The sequence below is a fragment of the Flavobacterium faecale genome (assembly GCF_003076455.1).
Classification (GTDB): Bacteria; Bacteroidota; Bacteroidia; order Flavobacteriales; family Flavobacteriaceae; genus Flavobacterium; species Flavobacterium faecale.
Genome location: NZ_CP020918.1, coordinates 3,404,463 through 3,426,381, shown reverse-complemented (window position 1 = coordinate 3,426,381; position 21,919 = coordinate 3,404,463). Strand labels below are relative to the sequence as shown.

General features: G+C 35.7%; 12 protein-coding genes and 1 pseudogene. 11 read left to right on the top strand and 2 right to left on the bottom strand.

Features of this window, described 5'->3' with window-relative positions; genetic code table 11:
• Positions 1 to 3: 3 nt before the first annotated feature.
• The 11 genes and pseudogenes from FFWV33_RS14575 to FFWV33_RS14525 all read left to right on the top strand — a co-directional run bounded on the left by FFWV33_RS14575 (position 4) and on the right by FFWV33_RS14525 (position 19,713).
• Positions 4 to 1,407, top strand: coding sequence for a sulfatase-like hydrolase/transferase (locus tag FFWV33_RS14575; protein ID WP_245891525.1), 1,404 nt, complete (start codon positions 4 to 6; stop codon positions 1,405 to 1,407).
• 429 nt (positions 1,408 to 1,836) lie between these two features.
• Positions 1,837 to 3,204: a family 43 glycosylhydrolase gene (locus tag FFWV33_RS14570; protein ID WP_159086035.1), complete on the top strand. Its 1,368-nt coding sequence runs from the start codon at positions 1,837 to 1,839 to the stop codon at positions 3,202 to 3,204.
• Positions 3,205 to 3,276: 72 nt separating this feature from the next.
• Positions 3,277 to 4,701: a sialate O-acetylesterase gene (locus FFWV33_RS14565; RefSeq protein ID WP_108741583.1), complete on the top strand. Its 1,425-nt coding sequence runs from the start codon at positions 3,277 to 3,279 to the stop codon at positions 4,699 to 4,701.
• 36 nt (positions 4,702 to 4,737) lie between these two features.
• Entirely contained in the window at positions 4,738 to 6,594 is a 1,857-nt protein-coding gene (locus FFWV33_RS14560; protein WP_108741582.1) for a sulfatase-like hydrolase/transferase, read from the top strand.
• Positions 6,595 to 6,618: 24 nt separating this feature from the next.
• Entirely contained in the window at positions 6,619 to 8,463 is a 1,845-nt protein-coding gene (locus tag FFWV33_RS14555; RefSeq protein ID WP_108741581.1) for a sulfatase-like hydrolase/transferase, read from the top strand.
• A 2-nt stretch (positions 8,464 to 8,465) separates the two neighbouring features.
• Positions 8,466 to 9,935: a sulfatase family protein gene (locus tag FFWV33_RS14550; RefSeq protein WP_108741580.1), complete on the top strand. Its 1,470-nt coding sequence runs from the start codon at positions 8,466 to 8,468 to the stop codon at positions 9,933 to 9,935.
• 15 nt (positions 9,936 to 9,950) lie between these two features.
• Positions 9,951 to 11,498 carry a sialate O-acetylesterase gene (locus FFWV33_RS14545; protein ID WP_108741579.1) on the top strand — a complete coding sequence of 516 codons (1,548 nt, stop codon included), beginning with the start codon at positions 9,951 to 9,953 and terminating at the stop codon, positions 11,496 to 11,498.
• Between the two features lie 197 nt (positions 11,499 to 11,695).
• Positions 11,696 to 13,339 (top strand): sulfatase-like hydrolase/transferase, encoded by a 1,644-nt coding sequence (locus FFWV33_RS14540; RefSeq protein WP_108741578.1) that lies wholly within the window; start codon positions 11,696 to 11,698, stop codon positions 13,337 to 13,339.
• A gap of 221 nt (positions 13,340 to 13,560) precedes the next feature.
• Positions 13,561 to 15,768, top strand: a complete 2,208-nt coding sequence (locus FFWV33_RS14535; protein WP_108741577.1) for a glycoside hydrolase family 3 C-terminal domain-containing protein — start codon at positions 13,561 to 13,563, stop codon at positions 15,766 to 15,768.
• A gap of 33 nt (positions 15,769 to 15,801) precedes the next feature.
• On the top strand, positions 15,802 to 18,156 hold the full coding sequence (locus FFWV33_RS14530) for a glycoside hydrolase family 3 N-terminal domain-containing protein (protein WP_108741576.1): 2,355 nt from the start codon (positions 15,802 to 15,804) through the stop codon (positions 18,154 to 18,156).
• 69 nt (positions 18,157 to 18,225) lie between these two features.
• Positions 18,226 to 19,713: pseudogene (locus FFWV33_RS14525) on the top strand (sulfatase family protein).
• A 205-nt stretch (positions 19,714 to 19,918) separates the two neighbouring features.
• Here FFWV33_RS14525 and FFWV33_RS14520 read toward each other — a convergent pair.
• Together FFWV33_RS14520 and FFWV33_RS14515 are read right to left on the bottom strand one after the other, a co-directional pair.
• A complete protein-coding gene (locus tag FFWV33_RS14520; protein WP_108741575.1) occupies positions 19,919 to 20,476 on the bottom strand; it encodes a hypothetical protein in 558 nt (185 codons plus the stop codon).
• Positions 20,477 to 20,481: 5 nt separating this feature from the next.
• On the bottom strand, positions 20,482 to 21,678 hold the full coding sequence (locus FFWV33_RS14515; protein WP_108741574.1) for an ImmA/IrrE family metallo-endopeptidase: 1,197 nt from the start codon (positions 21,676 to 21,678) through the stop codon (positions 20,482 to 20,484).
• Positions 21,679 to 21,919: the final 241 nt, after the last annotated feature.

Here is a 21,919-nt window from a genome sequence, read left to right as displayed (position 1 = left end):
ATTATGTCAAAATCGAATTTTCTAGTTGCCTCTTTATTTGCATGCAGTTCTGTTTTTACTGTAAACATGTATGCGCAGAAACAAAGCAATCAAAAGCCAAATATCATTGTTGTTTTAACAGATGATCAAGGTTGGGCTGATGTTGGTTTCAATGGAGCCACAGATATTCCAACACCCAATTTGGATCGAATAGCCAAAGAAGGAGTCATTTTTTCTAATGGTTATGTGTCGCATCCTTATTGCAGTCCATCTCGTGCGGGATTGATTACAGGGCGTTATCAAGCTCGTTTTGGACATGATTGTAACATTGCCGAAGACGGTCTGAATAATCCAACAGTAGGGACACCATTGTCTGAGAAAATGATTCCCGAAGCTTTAAAAGCACAAGGATATAGAACGAGTGCCATCGGAAAATGGCATTTAGGAGATCATTCATCTCTTTATCCAAACAACCAAGGCTTTGATTACTGGTTTGGTTTTCCTGGAGGAGCTATGAATTATTGGGGAGAATCCAAAAACGAAATTCAAACTATTTATCGCAATGGTGTAAAAGTTCCTGAAAATGAATTAACGTATTTGACAGATGACTTTACAGATGAAACCATCAAATTCATCAATCAAAAAGACAAAAAACCGTTCTTTATTTATTTGGCTTACAATGCACCTCACGCACCAGATCATGCGACAAAACAGTATTTAGAAAACACCAAACATATAGAATACGGTGGCCGCAGCGTGTATGCAGCCATGGTAAACGGAGTGGATAACGGAGTTCGTAGAATTGATTCGACCTTGATTGCCAATAAGATGAAAGACAACACCATCATTGTGTTTTTGAGTGATAATGGCGGTAGAGCCGAGTTGGCGGACAACCGACCAAATCGTGGTCACAAAGGAATGTTATTTGAGGGTGGAATTAAAGTACCTTTTTTCATCACCTGGCCAAATGGTTTGAAAGCCAACCAAAAATATGAAAACGTAGTCTCGTCTTTAGATTTGTTTCCAACCTTTTTAGACGCTGCCGGTGCAGATTATAAGAAAGAAAAACAATTGGACGGAACAAGTTTATTGCCGTACATCACAGGAAAAAATAACGGTAAACCAAATGATTTACTTTTCTGGCGTTCGGTTGGTGGTTTTGAATATGCTGTTCGAAAAGGAGATTACAAATTGTATAAAAGTGCATACAAAAACAAAACGTTACTTTTTGATCTAAAGAAAGATGCTCTAGAGCGTTACGATATCGCAGACAAAAATCCCGCTATCATTGCACAATTAGAAAAAGAATACACAGCATGGGACGCCAAGAACATCGCTCCTGGTTGGGTAGATCCACATCCAGAACACGTAATCAAGGAAGAAAAAGAGTTACAAGCAACACGCCAAAAATCGCTTAGAAAAAAATAGCATTGGAGTTAGGAGCAGAACAGCTGTTTTTAGTTCACGCCTCGTCCTGCTGTTCATTAAATCTCTTGTATTTGTTCCGACGCTTCGGAACCATCCAAGAGGATGTCTCCCGAAATTTCGGAACCATCAGGGCTATCAATTAATTTTTTTTATCATAATAATATTCTCTAAAGAGACGTATAAAATAGCTAAGGTTTTTATTAAAAATCTTCGCTATTTTTTTTACTCAAAAAAGAATTAGACTACTTATCCCAAGGAACCTATTTTTTTAAAGAAGTCATAGAGGAGATTTTAATAGCAACCTCCATTCAATTTTAATTGTTACTATTTGAAATTATTTTTGCCCGTAATATGCTTATATTTAATTTACTAATCAACCAAAGTATCTATATGTTACATTCTGAATATCAAATTTTTCGACCTAAAAAAATGTTTTTATCTACTATTATCAATGGCTTGGTTATTTGCCTTTCGATTGCGGCTTCTGCTCAAAATAACCAAAAAACAGCAAATAATTCAAAAGCTATCAAAGTAGATGTCATTGCACCAGAACACGGAATGGCAGATCCTCATGCGTGGGTACAGAATGATTCTGTGTATGTGATTTGCGGTCACGATGAATCTTGGGAAGGGAAAGGTTCTTTTCGAATGGATCGCTGGGAAGTATGGTCTACAGGTGATTTAGTCAACTGGAAAAAGCAACGAGAAATTTTACCTTCTCAAACCTACATTGGCAATCAACCCAATTGTTGGGCGGGTGATGTTACCGAAAGGGACGGGAAATACTACTGGTTTTTTTCGAATAGAAATACAGATACCGGAGTCATGGTTGCCAATAGCATTACTGGTGAATACAAAGATTTATTAGGAAAGCCATTGTTGCCAAAAGGTATTGTACCGGTGCACCCTTATGATCCTGAGATTTATATTGAAGATGATGTTTATACAATTTGTTTTGGATCAGGAACCTACTATATGGCGACGCTATCCAAAGACATGAAATCCTTGACTACAGAACCCAAAGCGATTTTGGTGAAGGATGCAAAGGGAAATAGAATGAGCACAGACGATAAATCTACTTTATTCAAACGAAATGGGTGGTATTATTTGGTGTACGGAAGCAGATATGCGATGTCTCGTAATTTATATGGCCCCTACGATTTTAAAGGTGCTTTCTTAGAAGGTGGACATACTAGTTTTTTTGATTGGAAAGGACAAAAATATGTGCTGCAAGAAAATCATGATATCAGTGCTTTTTATCGTGGCGCTAGTTTAAAACCGGTAAACTTTAATGCAGACGAAACCATCATTGTTCCAAAAGACGATAGAATGTATCCTTCCCCAGGACGACCATTTGAGTTTAAAAACAGTACGATGGGTTGGGCTGCAATTAATGGAACCACCACCACTTTCAAAAATGGTAAGTTAATTGGAACTCTTTCTTCCAAAAATGCAATTATTCAAAGTGCACCTTGGCTTTATACCAGTTCTAAAAATTGTTCGAAAATAACAATCAATATTAAAAACAATAGTACTGCTACAACGCTTAAACTAGCTGTTTTTTCTCGTGATGAGAAAGAAAATAATTTTTGGGCAAATGGAACAGGGCAAGTTGATTGGAAAAAGCAACAATGGGTAGAGATTCCGATATCGAAAAACGATTCCAAATTTAAAAGTTACACCATTAATTTGTCACAATTTCAAAAGGTAAAAAATCGCTTGATGCAAATTGCACTGCAACCAACAGTTAATGCATCTTCTGGAAATTGGGAAATTGAGGATGTTATGATTGAATAGATGTATGCAAAAGAATTTTTCATGCTTCAGTTAATGAATGCAATAATAAGTAAACATAAAAATAAATAACTGATGAAATCTAGTAGCAAACAAAATTACTTTTTATATTTTGTATTATTCTTGTGCAGCCATGCCATGGTTGTAAATGCGCAAGTCAAACTGCCCAACCTTTTTGGGAGCCATATGGTGTTGCAAAGGGAACAGCAAAATCTTGTTTGGGGTACCGCTTCGAATGGTGAAAAAATCACTCTTACGATTGCTGGTCAAAAGCACGAAACAACAGCAGACAAAAAAGGAGATTGGAAAATTAAACTGAATCCAATGCAAGCGGGTGGCCCTCATACTATGATTATCGAAGGGAAAAATAAAATAGTTTTTGACGATATTTTGATTGGTGAAGTATGGATTTGCACCGGACAATCCAACATGGCCATGACACTTGATGGTGGTCCAGGACAACATTTGGAAGGGAGCAATGACGCTATTTTGAATAGTACCAATCCAAACTTGCGTTTTTTTACGGTTAGCAATTCCGTTAGTGACATGCCAATGGATAATTGTAAAGGAAATTGGGAACTTTCACAACCCAAAACGGCAGCACAGTTTAGTGCCGTTGGTTATTATTTTGGGCAACGATTACAGCAGTTTTTGAATATTCCCATTGGTTTGATTTCGAGTAATGTTGGCGGTACACCCGGACAAGCATGGACACCCAAAGAAATTATAGCATCCGATTTTCCGGAATTCAAGAAAGATTGGACCGGAAAACAAACCACACAATCAGCTAGTGCTTTGTACAATGGTATGATTCATCCCTTAATTCCATTTACGATCAAAGGGGCAATTTGGTATCAAGGTGAAGGAAATAAATCAGACCCAGAACAGTATTCAAGATTGTTTCCAGCGATGATAAAAAGTTGGAGAGACAACTGGAAACAGGGCGATTTTCCGTTTTATTTTGTACAATTAGCACCTTATGGAAATCAAGGTGAAAACTGGGTAAAATTACAACAAGCGCAACTCAAAACGATGTTGACTATTCCAAATACCGGAATGACGGTAATTAATGATGTTGGAGATGCAACTCGTATTCATCCGCCTCGAAAAAAAGAGGTAGGACAACGTCTAGCCTTTTGGGCACTGGCAAAAACCTATGGAGTAGAAGGAATTTTACACTCAGGACCTATTTACAAATCCATGACTATCGAAGGGAACAAAGCCCAAATTTCATTTGACAATGCGCCGTCTGGAATTACTAGCTTAGGAAAACCGCTAAAATATTTCGAAATAGCGGGCAGTGATCACATTTTTCAACCTGCACAAGCCAAAATTACCAAAGCCGGTAAAATTCTAGAAGTGTGGAGCGACAAAATTAGTCAGCCCATCTCTGTTCGCTACGCTTGGGAAAGTTATGTCGAAGGATGTTTGTTTAATACAGCATCACTTCCGGCTTCTGCTTTTTGTACTGATGATTGGGATGTGATTTTCAAACAATAAAAACAATAAGACAAATAAAATTAAATAAATATTAAAATGAAAAACAAAGCAATTTTAGTATTGTTACTTTTAGTAACAGCAATTAAATTTGGTTATGCACAACAGCAAAAACCAAATGTTCTATGGGTATTAACCGATGATCAGCGTTTAGATGCTATTTCAGCCTTTAATAAAATGTTGACAGGGAAGAAAGAAAGTCAATTAGGTTATGTAGAATCACCAAATGTAGATCGTTTGGCAACCATGGGAACTACCTTTATCAACACCTATTGTCAAGCGCAAGGTTGTGCTCCTTCACGTGCATCTATGCATTCAGGAAGGTATCCTTTTCGTTCTGGTGTTTATCAGTTTGAGTATTTCAATAATAATACAGACAATTCATATCCTTTGTTACCAGAACAAATGGCAAATCTAGGTTATCAAACCATGCATACAGGAAAATTAGGTGTTAGAATTAGAACGTTTAAAAACAATAAAGCAGTAAATTATTCCATCTATCAAACGGATATTGATTCAAAAATAATTGAAAATGAAGGTTTACCAGAATGGGGAAAACAATCTGTTGTAACAGAAATAAATGGTAAAAAATTGGTGAAGCCAATGAAAAATGTCACTTTTCTTAAAGATAAGGATGGAACATTTTATTATGTATCAGAAAAGTTAGAGAAAGATAATCCACAATTTGATGGAATGGCAAAAGAAGCATACGAAAAGTATAATCTTTTTTATGAATATAACACGAAGAAAAAAGAGAAACAAACTGTATTTGGTCCAGGAATAATAGGAGGGGTTAGTCCACAGCCCGAAGGTAAAACCCGTGATGGTTATTATACTTCAAGTTTTATAGATTTTTTAAAAAATGAGAATAAAAAATTTAATGTAGGGAGCACTGGTTTTGATGGTATAAATACTTCCAAACCTTTGTTTGCGCACATCGGATACGATTTTCCTCATACACCAGTTTTGCCTCCTGATAGCTATCGTAAGCGTTTTCAAAAACATACGTACAAAATTCCAAAAACGACAGATGAAGAGTTTAAAAAAATGGCAAAAGCTTTTCAAAAGCGTGTAAATGGCAGTTATTCTGATGGTTTTACAGAAGCAGAAAAACAAAAAATGGTGCAAGATTATTATGCTTTTTGTGCTTATGGAGATAATTTGATAGGTCAATCTGTTGATGCTTTTATTGAGTATAGCAAGAAAAATAAGCAACCTTGGATGATTGTATATGTTTGTGGGGATCACGGTTGGAAATTAAATGAACATGGATCGATAGCTAAAAATACACCTTGGGAAATAGACAGTCACAACCCAATTATTGTTGTCTCTTCCGATAAGAAAAAATTCCCTGCGGGTAAGGTAGTTACTGATTATACTGAATTTGTAGATATTGCTCCCACTATTTTGAATGCTGCTGGTGCCAATATTCAGAAAAGCGAGTTCAAGTATTTAGATGGATTGGACTTAGAAAAAATAGCGTCTGGTAAAATTCCAGCTCGTGATTATGTAATAGGTGAGAGTCACCATAGTATTGGTCCAAGAGCATATATTAGGACAAAGGAGTATATGTTTTCTGTAGCTACTCGTCCAAATTCGAAAAGAGGAGAAAATATGGATTGGGCTATGAAAGCGACATACAAAGAATTGGATCCAGCGTTGTATTACACGGCAAAAGATCCAGATGAAATTAACAACCTTGCTTTTGATCCAAATTATCAAAAGGTTGCTGAAAAATTAAAAAAGAAATTACTTGATATTGTAATTGGTGACGGGAGAGCTGAGGTAAATTGGGGAGGAGATAATTTTGGGAAAAATACTAACGCAATTGGAACTGAAGTTTATAGAAGCAACTTTGCTCCTGGTGCACACGATTATAAATTAAATCTTAAATAATTGTTAGAAGTTAATATAAACACTATGAAAATTAAACATTTAATATTTTTATCAATAGTTGCTTTTATTGCAACTTCAAAGGTCGTTTTTGCACAACAGAAACAGCCAAACGTACTTTGGATATTAACTGATGATCATCGGTATGATGCTGTTCGATCTTTTAATAAAATACTGACAGGTAATGAAATGAGTGAATTGGGGTATGTTGAATCTCCGAATATTGACCGTTTAGCCACTATGGGAACAACATTTGTTAATACGTATTGTCATGCACAAGGTTGTGCGCCATCTCGAGCTTCTATGCATTATGGTCGTTATCCTTTCCGTTCAGGAGTATATGAATTTGAATATCATAATAACAATACTGAAAATTCATACCCACATTTACCAGAACAACTGGTAAAATTAGGGTACCAAACTATGCACGTTGGAAAATTAGGTGTTCGATTAAGAACTATTAAAAACGGTAAAGCAGTTGACCCTAAGATGTATCAAACAGATATTGATTCTAAAATATTAAGTGATGAAGGAATGGCAGATTGGGGAAAATTATCTCTCCTGAATGAAATTGAAGGTCAGAAATTAGTAAAACCTTTCAAAAACATTAAGTATCTAAAAACTGAAGATGGAAAGTTTCATTTTTTTGATAAAGAGTTGGAAAAACAAAATCCGCAATTTGCAGGAATGGCAAAAGGCATTTATGATAAACTAGATTTGTTGCGTAAACATACCAATAAAAAACCAGAAACCGTTTTTAGTGATGGTATTTTAGGAGGGATAAGTCCAAGAAAGGCAGGAAAAACGCGTGATGGATATTATGTGAGTTCATTTATAGATTATTTAAATAATGAAAATAAAGAATTTAAATTAGGTTCAACGTCATTTAAAGGTGTGGATCCTACTAAACCACTGTTTTGTCATATTGGTTTTGATTTTCCTCATACGCCAGTATTGCCACCTGCAGAATATCGTGAGCGGTTTAAAAAACACAAGTACAAAATACCAAATTTAACGAAAGAAGAATGGGCTAAAATGCCTACGCAACTGAAGAAAGCGGTAAATGACTCGTATTCGAATGATTTTACCGATGCTCAAAAATTGAATATGATTCAGGATTATTTTGCATTTTGCGCTTATGGTGATGATTTAATTGGTGAATCTGCCGATGCTTTTATTAAATACAGTGAAGAAAAAAAGCAACCTTGGATAATTGTGTACGTAAATGGCGATCACGGTTGGAAATTAAATGACCACGGTGCTTATTCAAAATTTACACCTTGGAATATTGATTCTCAAAACCCGATTGTGGTTATTTCTTCAGATAAAAAGAAATATCCAGCAGGTAAAGTTGTGAAAGAGTATAGCGAATTTGTAGATATCGCTCCAACAATTATTGCTGCCGCAGGAGCAAATATAAAGTCGGATGCTTTTAAATATTTGGATGGTTTTGATTTGGCTGATATCGCTTCAGGAAAAGCACCTATAAGAGATTATGTTGTGGGTGAAAATCATGCAGTTACAGGTCCAAGAGCTTATATTAGAACAAAGGAATATGCTTTTTCTATTCAATCTAGACCAAATAAAAACCGTGGAGAAAATATGAATTGGGCGGTAAATGCACCCTATAAAGACTTGGATCCAGCTTTGTATGATATGACAAACGATCCTCAGGAAATAAACAACTTGGCCTTTGATAAAAAGTATGAGAAAATAGCAATGGCTATGAAGGAAAAATTAATAAATATTGTACTTGGAGATAACAGAGCTGAAGTGCTTTGGGGTAAAGGAACTGCAGTAACGGGTACAAAAGTGATACACAGTAATTTTGCGCCTGGAGCACATGACTATAAATTAAAACTTAAAAAATAAGTATGAAATCATTAAAGCTATTTGTAGTTCTATTTTCAGGAGTGGTTTTCTTTCCTAAAGTTTCAAATGCACAAAATCAAAAACCCAATCTGATAATTATTCATACCGATGAACACAATTTCAGGACGCTAGGTTGCTACCGTGATATTTTGGCAGAAGACCAAGCTTTTGTTTGGGGAAAAGGAATTAAAGTAGACACACCCAATATTGATCGATTGGCCAATGAAGGCTCTATTTGTAATAATTTTTATGCTTCGTCACCAGTTTGCACTCCGTCAAGAGCCTCTTTGGTTTCGGGTAAATATCCTATTGCTACGGGTTCTTATCGAAATGATATCCCGATGAAAGAAGAGGTGATTACCTTTGCAGAAATGTTGAGAAAGCAAGGATATGCAACTTCTTATTTGGGAAAATGGCATTTGAATGGCGATGGGAAACCTGAATTTTCGCCTAAACGACAGTTTGGTTTTTCAGACAATCGTTATATGTTCAATCGTGGACATTGGAAAGCTTTGGATATGAAAGAAGGAAATCCAGATGTTTACGGTAAGTACAATGCCAAAACTGAACAGCAATTTGTAGACCTAAAAACAATAACGGCAGAAAATTATACTACCGATTTCTTGGCTACCAAAACATTAGAAATTCTAGAAAGAGACAAAAACAAGCCTTTTTGTTTGATGGTTTCTATTCCTGATCCGCACACGCCAAATACGGTTCGCCCTCCTTATGACACGATGTATAAAGATTTAAAGTTCGAAAAACCTAAAACCATGCTAACTCCGTTGGAACAAATGCCAAGTTGGGCAGGACTTTCTGAGGAACGAGCAGTTAGCGGATTGGTGCAAGGCGAAATGCAACGTTACTTTGGAATGGTAAAATGTATTGACGACAACGTAGGTCGCATTCTTGATTTTTTAGATAAGAATAATTTAACCAAAAACACCATTGTAGTATTTACTTCCGATCACGGTGATTTGATGGGAGAACATCACAAACACAACAAAGGAAACCCGTATGAAGCTTCGGCTAAAATTCCATTTGTATTACGCTATCCAAATAAAGTAAAAGCTGGAAAAGTGATTCGAAAAGCCTTGACAACTGTCGATTTTACACCTACAATTTTGGGATTGATGGGAGCGCCACAAATCAAAAACACCGACGGAATCGATGCCTCAGCTGATTTCACCTCGGCTAAGAAAGAAGTGATTGATGATCGAATTACTTATTTTACAAGCGCCAATCAAAGCTGGATGACTGCCGTAACCCAACGTTATAAATTGGTTGTTTCAGACAAAGACAAACCTTGGCTGATAGATTTAGAAAAAAATCCAAATGAAAACATCAATTTCTATACGGATCCTGCATACAAAAAAACGGCTGAGAAATTGCAAACAGAATTGTTGAAACAAGCCAAGCAATACAATGACCCTGCATTTTCTATTCACAAAAAGAATTTTATTCTTCAATAATTATTTTTTAGTACTATGAAACCATTATTAAACTCCATTTCCGTTCTTCTACTTTTACTTTCATTTGGTACGGTAAAGGCTGAAGTGAAACTACCTTCAATATTTAGCAATCACATGGTTTTGCAACGCAATCAGCAAAATCCTATTTGGGGTAAGGCAAGTGCGGGCGAAAAAGTAACCGTTGTAATCAATGGGCAAAAACATAAAACCAGCACAGACGAAAGTGGAAACTGGAAAGTAAAATTAGCACCTATGCAAGCAGGTGGTCCCTATGTTTTAACAGTGCAAGGGAAAAATAAAATCACTTTTAAAGACGTTTTAATTGGTGAAGTTTGGGTTTGTGCGGGACAATCCAATATGCAGTGGAGTGTTGTTAATTCTAATCATTCAGAGGTAGAATTAGCGGCTGCCAATTATCCTAATATTCGATTATTCAGTGTTCCATTGGTAGCAACTCCAGAACTTCAAACAACTATTGCAGACACCACTTGGTACGCATGTACGCCGAAAAGTATTCCTGAATTTTCTGCTCCAGGTTATTTTTTTGGAATCAAATTATACCAAGCATTAGGAATTCCGATTGGATTAATAAATGCTTCATGGGGATCCTCGTCATTAGAAACTTGGGTTCCTCGTGATGCGATGGAGAAAACCAATGATTATTCCGAATTATTAGAAGACTGGGATTTGGCTGTAAAAGAATTTACCGACGAAAAATTGGTTGAAGTGACCAAAAAGTACGAAGCTTGGGAAGCGGCAGGAAAACCGGGAAAAAAAATGCCTCCGCCAAGAGACATTCGTATCGGACAAAATAGACCCGCCAATGCTTTCAATGGCGTAATCAACCCTATTTTAGGATACGGAATAAAAGGTACTATTTGGTGTCAAGGCGAAAGCAATGTTGGTCGTTCTTTTCAAACGAGAACCTTATTTCCGTTATTAATTAATAGTTGGAGAGAAAGGTGGGGACAAGGTGATTTTCCATTTTACTGGATACAATTAGCCGATTTTGGAGAGGCAAAAGAACAACCTTCTGAGAGTAATTGGGCAGAACATCGCGAAGCACAAACACAATCGCTTTCTATTCCAAAAACGGGAGAAGTCGTTACTTTCGATTTAGGAGAAGAAAGAGATATACATTATAGAGACAAGCAAACGGTTGGAAACAGATTGGTTCGTCATGCATTAGCAAATGAATATGGTTATAAAATGGAAGCGAGTAGTCCAAGATATCTTTCTATGGAAAAAAAGCAAGGGGCTATCATCATCACTTTCGATCATATTGATAAAGGATTATATGCATTTGATAATGAAGTTGTAAAAGGTTTTGCTATCGCTGGCGAAGACCAAAAATTTGAATGGGCTACGGCAAAAATCATTAGCAAAAATCAAATAGAAGTAGCTGCAGGCAATATCAAAAATCCCGTGGCTGTTCGTTACGGTTGGGCAAATAACCCAGAGATTAATCTATATGATTTTAACGGATTACCAGTGACTAGTTTCCGTACGGATGACTGGAAGGTCTCTACACAAAATGCCAAAAAAGCTTCGAGACGCTACTAGTACTGCATTTGATCAAAAAACAAATACATTTTTAACCGAAATTTAATTTCACTAGAAAAACAGTTATTTTAGGGAGAGGATTAACCATTTGTATTATGGTTTAAGCCTAGATTATCGTTCTGTAAAATTGAAACGGACTAATTTTATAATCGGATTATAAAGCCAATTATTTTGTTTCAAGTAATAAATTTTAGAGAATGAATAAAAATATTTTACCCGTATTATTTATTGGTACAGTACTATTTTCTCAACAAGTGAATAGCCAAAAGTTGGATTCTAATAAAAAGAAACCCAACATTATTGTCGTTTTTGCAGACGATATCAGTGCAAGAGAATTACCGATATATAATTCGTCAACATGGAGTGTTGCACCTCAGGGTGGTGATACTTCTGATCCTAAATTTAGGGCAGTAACTCCTGTAATGGATAGACTTGCTACTGAAGGTTTGTATATAAAAACCGCATGGGGAGCAACTATCTGCTCACCAAGTAGAGCTTCGATGATGACAGGAAGATATGCCCATCTTCATAAATGGTGGCATTTGAAAGATAGAGGAAAGTTTAAAAATGAAGAAGGTAAAAACATTACTTATCCTCTATATGAAAGTTCACCTTATACTATTGGTATTGTTGCCAAAGCGGGCGGCTACGCAACGTATTGGGCAGGAAAAACACAAATCGATGGCGTAGAAAAGTTTGGATTTGACGAAGGCTGTTTTACACCTGGAGTAAATGATAAGGGGAATCCTTATTCTGATTTCAAAATTGTATCCCAAAAAATAAATGGCAAGCCCGTACTTATAAATGAAGATACAGGTGGTCAAGTAGACTACTACGCACAAGGAGGCTGGTACTGGAAACCTAATGTTGAGTTGATGAATTATCCCAATTCAAAGAAGAAATTTGAGTATTGGCCAAACACGCCAGAGTCCAAAGCTTCTTATGGTTTAAATACTTATGGTCCTGATGTGGAGCTAAATTTTATTCTTGATTTTATGGAACGCAAGAAAAAAGAAGAAAAACCCTTTTTTATTTATCATACTAGCCATTTGGGGCATGACGGTTGGGATTTCTTAAACAGTGATATCAATCCTGAAACTAGACAAAAATGGCCAGGAACTCCTATCGTTGAATGGAAAAACGGCAAATATGTTCGTACCAATCCAAATGTTACGGGAGACAAAGGAAATTATGACACTCACGGAACAGTTACTGAAGGAGGAATACACAATCACGTGAAATATTTGGATTATCAGTTATGGCAGTATGTTCAAAAATTGAAGGAATTAGGAATTGAAGACAATACTATTTTGATTTTTTGTGCTGATAATGGAACAAGTGGCTACGGAAAAGGAAGCACGGTTTCACAACGTGGCCCACACATACCTATGTTGATATATGCACCTTGTTTGAAAATGACCAAAAAAGGAGCGCAAGATGCCTTGGCAGATGTAACGGATATTTTACCAACTATTGCAGAGATTACGGGAGTGAAATTACCTGATAATTATGAACTAAATGGAGAGAGTTTAATTCCGTTTTTGACAACTTCCAAACCAGAACACCGCAAATGGATTTATACTTTTCATAATGAGAAACAGTTGATCAGAAGTAAAGATGTTTTGATTGATGGTCAAGGGACTATTTATGATGTAGCAAAATATCCAGCCGATTTAATCAGTTTTCCTAAAATAAAGGAGGTAAGTGAAACTTCAAAAACCTATCAAACGGAGTATAAAGAATTAAAAGATATTTTACCACGATTTGATATGTACAAGACAGAACATGATGCACCAGTAAACGGTATTGGAAAAGTTGATCCGTTGAAAGTGAAAAAATAGTAGTAAATCATTCCTCTTTTGAGAGAAAACATTCAAATTGATAGCTTAAAAGTAGACTACCTATGAGACATCAATTATAGGTAGTTTTATTTTTCGAAAAATTTAATATTTGAAACTAGTTTTATATATGAATTCGTTAAATTTGAATTCTTGTAAAATTTAATTAGAAATAAAGATTGGTAGATTCAAACCTACGATAGAGATTATAATAAATACAACAAATGATAAAAAGTAATTTATACAAAAAAATAAGCATTGCCTCAGTGGTTTTAATAACGCTGAGTACGAATGCACAGCAAGTGGATTTTTCTTTTCAAAACAATAATTTACCAATTGAGAAAAGAGCCGAAATTTTGGTATCCCAAATGACAACCGAAGAAAAAATCAATCAGTTGAAGAATGGTGCAGCTGCGATTCCACGTTTGAAAGTGCCCGATTATGATTGGTGGAACGAAGCACTTCACGGAATTGGTAGAAACGGTAAAGCAACTATTTTTCCACAAGCTATTGCTTTGGGTGCGACTTTCGATCCTGTATTAGCAGAAAGAGTAGCTTCGGCAATTTCTACAGAAGCACGTGCAAAATACAGTATTTCTCAAAAAAACGGGAACCACAGTAAATATTCAGGATTGACTTTTTGGACACCCAATATCAATATTTTTAGAGATCCACGTTGGGGACGTGGTCAAGAAACCTATGGTGAAGACCCATATTTGACGTCTCGAATTGGAGTTGCTTTTGTAAAAGGATTGCAAGGAAATGATCCTAAATATTTGAAAACTGCCGCTTGTGCCAAACATTTTGCAGTACATTCTGGTCCAGAAGTCATCAGACACGTATTTAATGCAGAACCTTCAAAACAAGATTTATACGAAACCTATTTGCCTGCTTTTGAATCTTTGGTAAAAGAAGCAAAGGTCGAAGGTGTAATGGCGGCATACAACGCCGTATACGGAAAACCAGCTTGCGCAAGTGATTTTTTATTGAAAGAAACCTTGAGAGACAAATGGAAATTTGATGGTTATGTAACCTCAGATTGTGGTGCTGTTGGCGGTGTTTCGGGTAAATTAAAGTATGTAAAAACGGCGGCAGAAGCGGCAGCAGTTTCTTTGAAAGCAGGAACCAATTTGGAATGTGGAACGACTTACGATCAATTGAAAAAAGCGATTCAAGAAGGTTTTATCACAGAAAAAATTATTCATGAAAGAACGGTGCAGCTTTTTAAAACTCGTTTTAGATTAGGAATGTTTGACGAGTCCGGAACAGATAATCCGTATTTGAATTATGGACTGGATAAAATCCATAGTCCTGAACACATTGCTTTGGCGAGAGAAGTTGCGCAAAAATCGATTGTATTATTAAAAAATAAAAACAATATTTTACCCTTGTCAAAAGAGATTAAAATCCCTTATGTTACAGGGCCTTTCGCCAATTCGAATGACATGTTAATGGGAAGCTATTACGGAGTGACTTCGGGAATGGTGACTATTTTGGAAGGGGTTGCAGATGCAGTTTCTCCAAGTTCTTCTTTGAATTATAGAAGTGGCGTTTTGCCTTTTCATAAAAATATTAACCCAAAAAACTGGGCTCCTTTTGAAGCAGGTGAATCAGATGTGACGATTTGCGTGGTGGGTTTAACAGCCGATAGAGAAGGAGAAGAAGTTGACGCGATTGCTGCCGAAAATGTAGGTGATAAAAATGATTTGAAGCTGCCACAAAGTCAAATTGATTATGTAAAAGAAATTGCAACGAAGATCAAAGGAAAGCCATTAGTTTTGGTAGTTGCCAGCGGAAGTCCAGTTTCATTGGAAGGAATTGAGGAATTATGTGATGCTGTGGTACAAATTTGGTACCCAGGTGAACAAGGCGGTAATGCCGTTGCCGATGTACTTTTTGGAGACATTTCACCTTCTGGCCATTTGCCATTGACGTTTCCAAAAAACATTGCGCAGTTGCCTGCTTATGAAGATTATTCAATGAAAGGGCGTACCTATAAATATATGACCGAAGAGCCAATGTATCCGTTCGGTTTTGGGTTAACCTATTCGAAAACAACTTTCGATAAATTAAATCTAAGCAGTACAACTTTAAAAGAAAAACAAACTTTGACGCTGCAAGTTGCCGTTTCAAACACAGGAACATACGACATTGATGAAGTAGTACAATTGTACATTAATCCAATGGAAGTTTCAGGTGGAATTCCGATTAAAAGTTTAAAAGCTTTTGAGCATATCGCTTTGAAAAAAGGAGAAACAAAAACGGTGAACTTTACTATTGAACCAGACAAATTGAAAGTAATCAACGAAGCAGGAAATAGTGTGTGGAGAAAAGGTAAATACCAAGTGGTTGTTGGGAACGCTTCACCAGGAGCATTGAGCACTCGATTGGGAGCTGCAGTACCACAAGAAGCGGTTTTAGTTTTGAAATAAACAGTTTGAATTTAAAATTATTAAATAAAAAGTATGTCTTTTAGAAAAATCCTTGTCCTGTCGGTTTTATATGTATGCGGGAATCTACAAGCCCAAGTGAAACCTTATATAACTCCCGAAATCGAAAAGCAAGTGGATGCTTTGATGGTCGATATGACTATGGAAGAGAAACTGGCTCAAATCATGGGAACTCGTTTGGAGGAAATCTTAGAAGACGGAAAAGTTTCTTTGGAGAAATGCCGAAAACACATTCCGAACGGAATAGGTCAGTTTTGTCAATTTGCGGCAGGACAGGCATTAGAACCAGAAAAATTGAGAGATCTTGTGCGACAAGTACAACATTATTTAATGACAGAAACTCGTTTAAAAATACCAGCAATTTTTCATGAAGAAGCTATTACGGGTTTTGCGACCCAAGGCGCTACGACTTTCCCACAGCAAATTGGTGTTGGTTGTACTTGGAATCCCGAATTGGTCGAAAAAAACACCCATTCTACAGCAGTAAATATGAGAGCGGTGGGCGCTACTTTGGCACTTTCGCCGATGTTGGATTTAAGTCGAACTGCACATTGGAACCGCCACCAAGAGAGTTATGGCGAAGATTCGTATTTAACTTCTCGTTTGGGCGTTGCTTTTGTACAAGGATTGCAAGGGAACGATTTTAAAACAGGAGTTGCTGCAACGGTAAAGCATTTTGTAGGCTACGGAACCAATAATGACGATCCAAAAGAGTTATACGAAGAATACCTGATGCCGCACGAAGCGTGTATGAAAATTGCAGGTGCCAAAAGCGTAATGCCGTCTTATGGAGAATACAAAGGCGTTCCCGTAGCAGCTAGTCCACAGATGTTGGATCAAATTCTACGCAAAGAAGTTGGTTTTGACGGCTTGGTAGTGAGTGATTATGGAGCGATTAATTTGCTGTTCAAAAAATACAAAGTAGCTATCGATTCGTTAACAGCAGGAGCAATGTCCTTGAATGCAGGGATGGATGTAGAATTGTCTTCGCCATCAACATTTCCTAAATTGGGAGAAGCACTCAAACAAGGATTAACAACAGAAGCAAAAATAAATACTGCTGTCAAACGTGCTTTGATCATGAAAGCCAAACTAGGTTTATTGGACAAAAATCCAATTATTGGTAAAGACGGAGATTTAGATTTAGATACAGCAGAAAACAGAAAATTAGCGTATCAAACGGCTAGTGAATCGATCGTTTTATTAGAAAACAAAGGTGTTTTACCTTTGAAGAAATCGGTAAAAAAAATTGCATTAGTGGGTCCAAATGCGGCAACGGTTTATGGCTTGTTGGGTGATTATACCTATCAAGGAATGCGAGCTTTTTGGAAACAATCAGCTTTTGATTCGAATAATCCAAAGTTGGTGACCATTAAAGAAGGTTTGGAAAGCAAGATTGGAAAAAAAGTACAAATTGCTTACGAACGTGGTTGCGATTGGAATGATGATCTCGAAATCAAAATCGACAAAAGTGGAGCAGGAGACAGCCGACTAGACAAATTAAAATTATTGACCGTTAAAGATTTGGAAAAACCAAACTTACAAAGGGCATTAGAAATTTCGAAAGATAGCGATGTTATCATTGCAGTAATGGGAGAAAATTTATACTTAAACGGCGAAGGACGAAATAGAAAAGGAATTCGTTTACCAGGGGAGCAAGAAGCATTTGTACAAAAATTACTAGCTACAGGTAAGCCAGTTGTGTTGATCATGTTGAGTGGACGTCAAGAAGTAATCAGTAATTTTTCGGATCAATGCGCTGCAGTCATTCAAGGATGGTTTCCGGGGGAAGAAGCTGGAAACGCAATTGCAGACATTCTGTTGGGAACCGTAAATCCATCGGGGAAATTATGTGTTACTTACCCTAAAACAGAGAAAAATGTAGAGATCGATTATAAAAATGGGTATCCCGAAAAAGAGTTGGTGCATTATCCTTTTGGTTACGGATTATCGTATACAAAATATGAGTACAGTGATTTGAAAATGAAATCAAATGTTAGCAATTCCAATGAAACTTTTTCAGTTTCGTTTACACTAAAAAACACAGGAAAAGTGGACGGAACCGAAATTACGCAACTGTATGTTTCTCCAAAAAATGCAGCTTCGACTTTAAAACCGATTCAGTTAAAAGGATTTGAAAGAGTGTCTTTGAAAGCAGGAGAATCAAAGAAAGTGACTTTCAATGTTTCGCCAGAGCAAATGGCGCAATACAAAAATAGTCAATGGATTGTAGAGAGTGAAGCCTACGAAATTAAAGTAGGAGCGTCAAGCACCGACATTCGTTTAAAAGGCGAAATGCAACTTACAGGTAAAAATAAACTGCTACCAAAAGGGAGACAGGTATTTTTTGCCTCAGTAACCAAAAATTAATTAAATATTTTTATACAAACACTAATGATTAGTAAAATGAAAACGAGACAGATACTGACCTATTTGTTTATGGGGGTACTATTGACCAATGCAAATGCCCAAAAAGGAAAAACTACCAAGCCCAATATTGTCGTAATTTATTTGGATGATTTAGGTTATGGCGATCTTAGCGCTTATGGAGCTACCGAAATCAAAACACCAAACATTGATGTTTTGGCCAATGAAGGAGTCAAATTCACCAATGGTTATGCCACATCAGCGACTTGTACGCCTAGTCGTTACGGCTTGCTTACAGGAGTGTATCCGTGGAGAAATAGTGAAGCTAAAATTCTACCAGGTACGGCACCACTGATTATCAATACCAAGCAAGAAACCTTGCCTAAAATGCTAAAAAGAGCAGGATATCAAACGGCAGTCATCGGAAAATGGCATTTAGGATTGGGAGCAGGGGACACCAATTGGAACGGTCATATTACTCCAGGAGCCAACGAAATTGGTTTTGATGAGTCGTATATTCTAGCCGCTACACAAGATCGTGTACCAACAGTTTACATCAAAAATGGTCGTGTGGACGGTTTAGATCCAAAAGATCCTATTGCTGTAAATTACAATAAAAATTTCCCAGGAGAGCCTACAGGTGTTGATAATCCTGAATTGCTAAGCATGAAATGGAGCCACGGTCACAATAACAGTATCGTAAACGGAATTCCGAGAATTGGGTTTGTAAAAGGTGGAAAAGCCGCAAATTGGAGTGATGTCGATATGGCCGATCACTTTTTGGTTAAAGTGCAAGACTACGTTCGTACGCACAAAAAATCGCCTTTCTTTTAGTACTACGCTTTACAACAACCACACGTTCCCCGCACACCAAACCCTCGTTTTGTTGGTAAGTCTGGCATGGGACCTCGTGGAGATGCTATTTTGGAAGCCGATTGGTGTATTGGAGAATTCATGAAAACCTTGAAAAAAGAAGGGATTCTAGAAAACACATTGATCGTATTCTCAAGTGATAATGGTCCAGTTTTGGATGATGGGTATTATGATGATGCCGTTGAAAAATTAGGAAAACACACGCCAGCCGGAAAGCTACGTGGTGGAAAATACAGTTTGTTTGATGCAGGCACACGCGTGCCTTTGATGGCATACTGGAAAGGAACAATCAAACCACAAGTATCAGATGCTTTGGTGTGTCAAGTGGACCTTTTGGCTTCTTTGGCCGATTTGGTAGGAGCAAAAGTAGACATGGGAGACAGTGAAGATATGTTGCAACCTTTATTAGGGAAATCAAAAAAAGGACGTAACAATATCGTTTTGGAAGCCGGTTCCAATACTTGTTTCCGCTCAGGTGACTGGGTAATTATTCCGCCATACAAAGGAAATGCAATCAACAAACAAACCAACACTGAGTTGGGTGTTTCGCTTCAATTTCAATTGTATAATTTGAAAAACGATCCAAGCCAAGACCACAATCTAGCCGAATCAAATCCAGCAAAATTAAAAGAACTTCTTACTGCTTTTGAAGCGATTAGAGGTAAAAACTATTCGAATATAAAATAATATTTTACAATTTTTTAAAATGAAAATACCTTTTCTGCATTTTGTAGAGAAGGTATTTTTTTTGGTTTTTATCGAAAGAAAAAACTTAGTGTATGATAATTTTGTTGAGATTGAATTTGTAAACTTGTGATAATTGGGTAATTAATATTCATCCTTTTTTAAAATGCATTATTTGACCATTTGAAAAATTAAATTGTTTCATTTATTATTTATGACTTAATTTCAACATTGCATTTGCAACATTTAAAGTTGATTTGTCATACTGTTCGTGTCCATATCCAAATTTTTCATTTAGGTCATAAAATAATCTATATAGATCAAAAGGATTTTGAGAGTCTGAAATCCAACTTACAATAATATCTAAAATCTCATTCATGTTAACTTGAAAAGTCATTCTACCATCAGATAATCTTACACCATTATTATCAGATTTTCTTTTTCCATTATTTAAAAAAATGTTTTTCTCATCATAAATAATATCCCTAATTTCTTTATAATCTTTTCCTTTAGGCAAATATTCCATCAATAATTTACGAATTCCTTTGTAGTAAATATTATATTTCTCCTCAGGATTTTCAAATTCTTTTCCTAATAACCCACGCAATTCGTCTATTTCTTCTAAGTTTCCTAATTCAGAATTAATAGTCAATTGTTTACCGACTTTTTCATTAGATTTTTGAAGTATTTCTAATCTTTCTAAATCAGCTTCAGAAATTTTTAATTCTTCTTTTTTTCTAATTTCTTTATTTTCATCTTCAATCATAATCTTTAAAATTTAATTTCTAAAATGGATTTTATTTTTTTACTTGCTTCTTTCAAGTTTTTATTATCCCACGTAATTGGATTCATTTTCTTTAGTGATTCAGCATAGTCGGGATAAAATTCCCTGAAAGCAGCATGGTAACTTTTCTTATATAATTTATCTTGATACCAAGTAAAAAATGAATAGACAATTGACTGGTGTATTTCATTTTCCTTTGCAAACTTTGATACTAAATACGGATTACTAATATACTTTTTTATATAGTGAAATTTTTCTTCACTTAGAAATATATCCCTCGCAAATGCATCTGCTTTTTCTTCAATCAAAAATAAATCATTATCACCAGTCAAGTGAAAACTGTTAGTTTCAATTAAATCAAAATCAAATAATACATGATGTAATTCATGCATTAATGTAAACCACAGAGTTGGGTATTTTTTATTAAAATCAGTCAAAACAATACAAGGTTTTCCATTTATAATGAATGTTGCTCCTTTAACTTGCGTTGTAGAAAGGTAATTTTGAAATATAACTGTAATTCCAAGATTATATAACGCTCTGCAAACAGTAAATAAACCATTATGTAAATCTTGTGAATAAGGTTTTATTTTTACAATTAAATCCTTTAATCTTTCTCTATTATATTCGTTTGGATTATCAATAACTTTAAAACTTTGATAAGCTGACTTTATCCAGAAATCCTTCATTTTATCTGAAAAATTTCTTTTAACACGACTATATAAAGGTTCGTCTAGTTGTTCTTCATAATCTTTAATTGAAGTGAATCCGAAAAAATGTAAAATCTTCGCAACTAATAATTCGGTATCGTCATTATTAGAGAAAAACCCGAGCTTAGTCAATGCTTTAATGTCAAAATTTTTAACTAAAAAAGTTGCTTTTCTTGCATTTTCTATTGACGATATGTTTTCTTTACTTTGGTTTTTTAGAACCAAGTTTATAAAATCATTAATATCAATATTTAAAAATTCTGATATTTTAACAATGTTTATAAAATTTGGTTGTTTAGCAGTACCTGAAATTATTTCCTCAAATACATCTTTATCAATATTAAGTAATTTAAAAGCTTTAGTTTTACTAAGATTGTATTCAAGTAATTTTTTTTCAAAAATTTCTCTTATATCAATATAGTTATCTTCAGAAAAAATGTTTTTCAGTAATTTATTAATGTCATTCGATTCCATAAAAAGGTATTTACCCTGCAAATATAGTTAAATTTACGTGATATAAAACTTTTAAAGGGTATTTACCCTTTAATTATATTTGCACAAATTTTTGGATTTCGTTTGGTTTCTAAAATTCACCCATCTAGCGCTCGTTTGTCCTACCTTCTGGTGCTTGAATGCGTCGAGTACCTATTTACCTTATGACCAGACATCGTAGCGTTTGCAGTTATGTCAACAGTAGTTACAGAAATTACGAAGA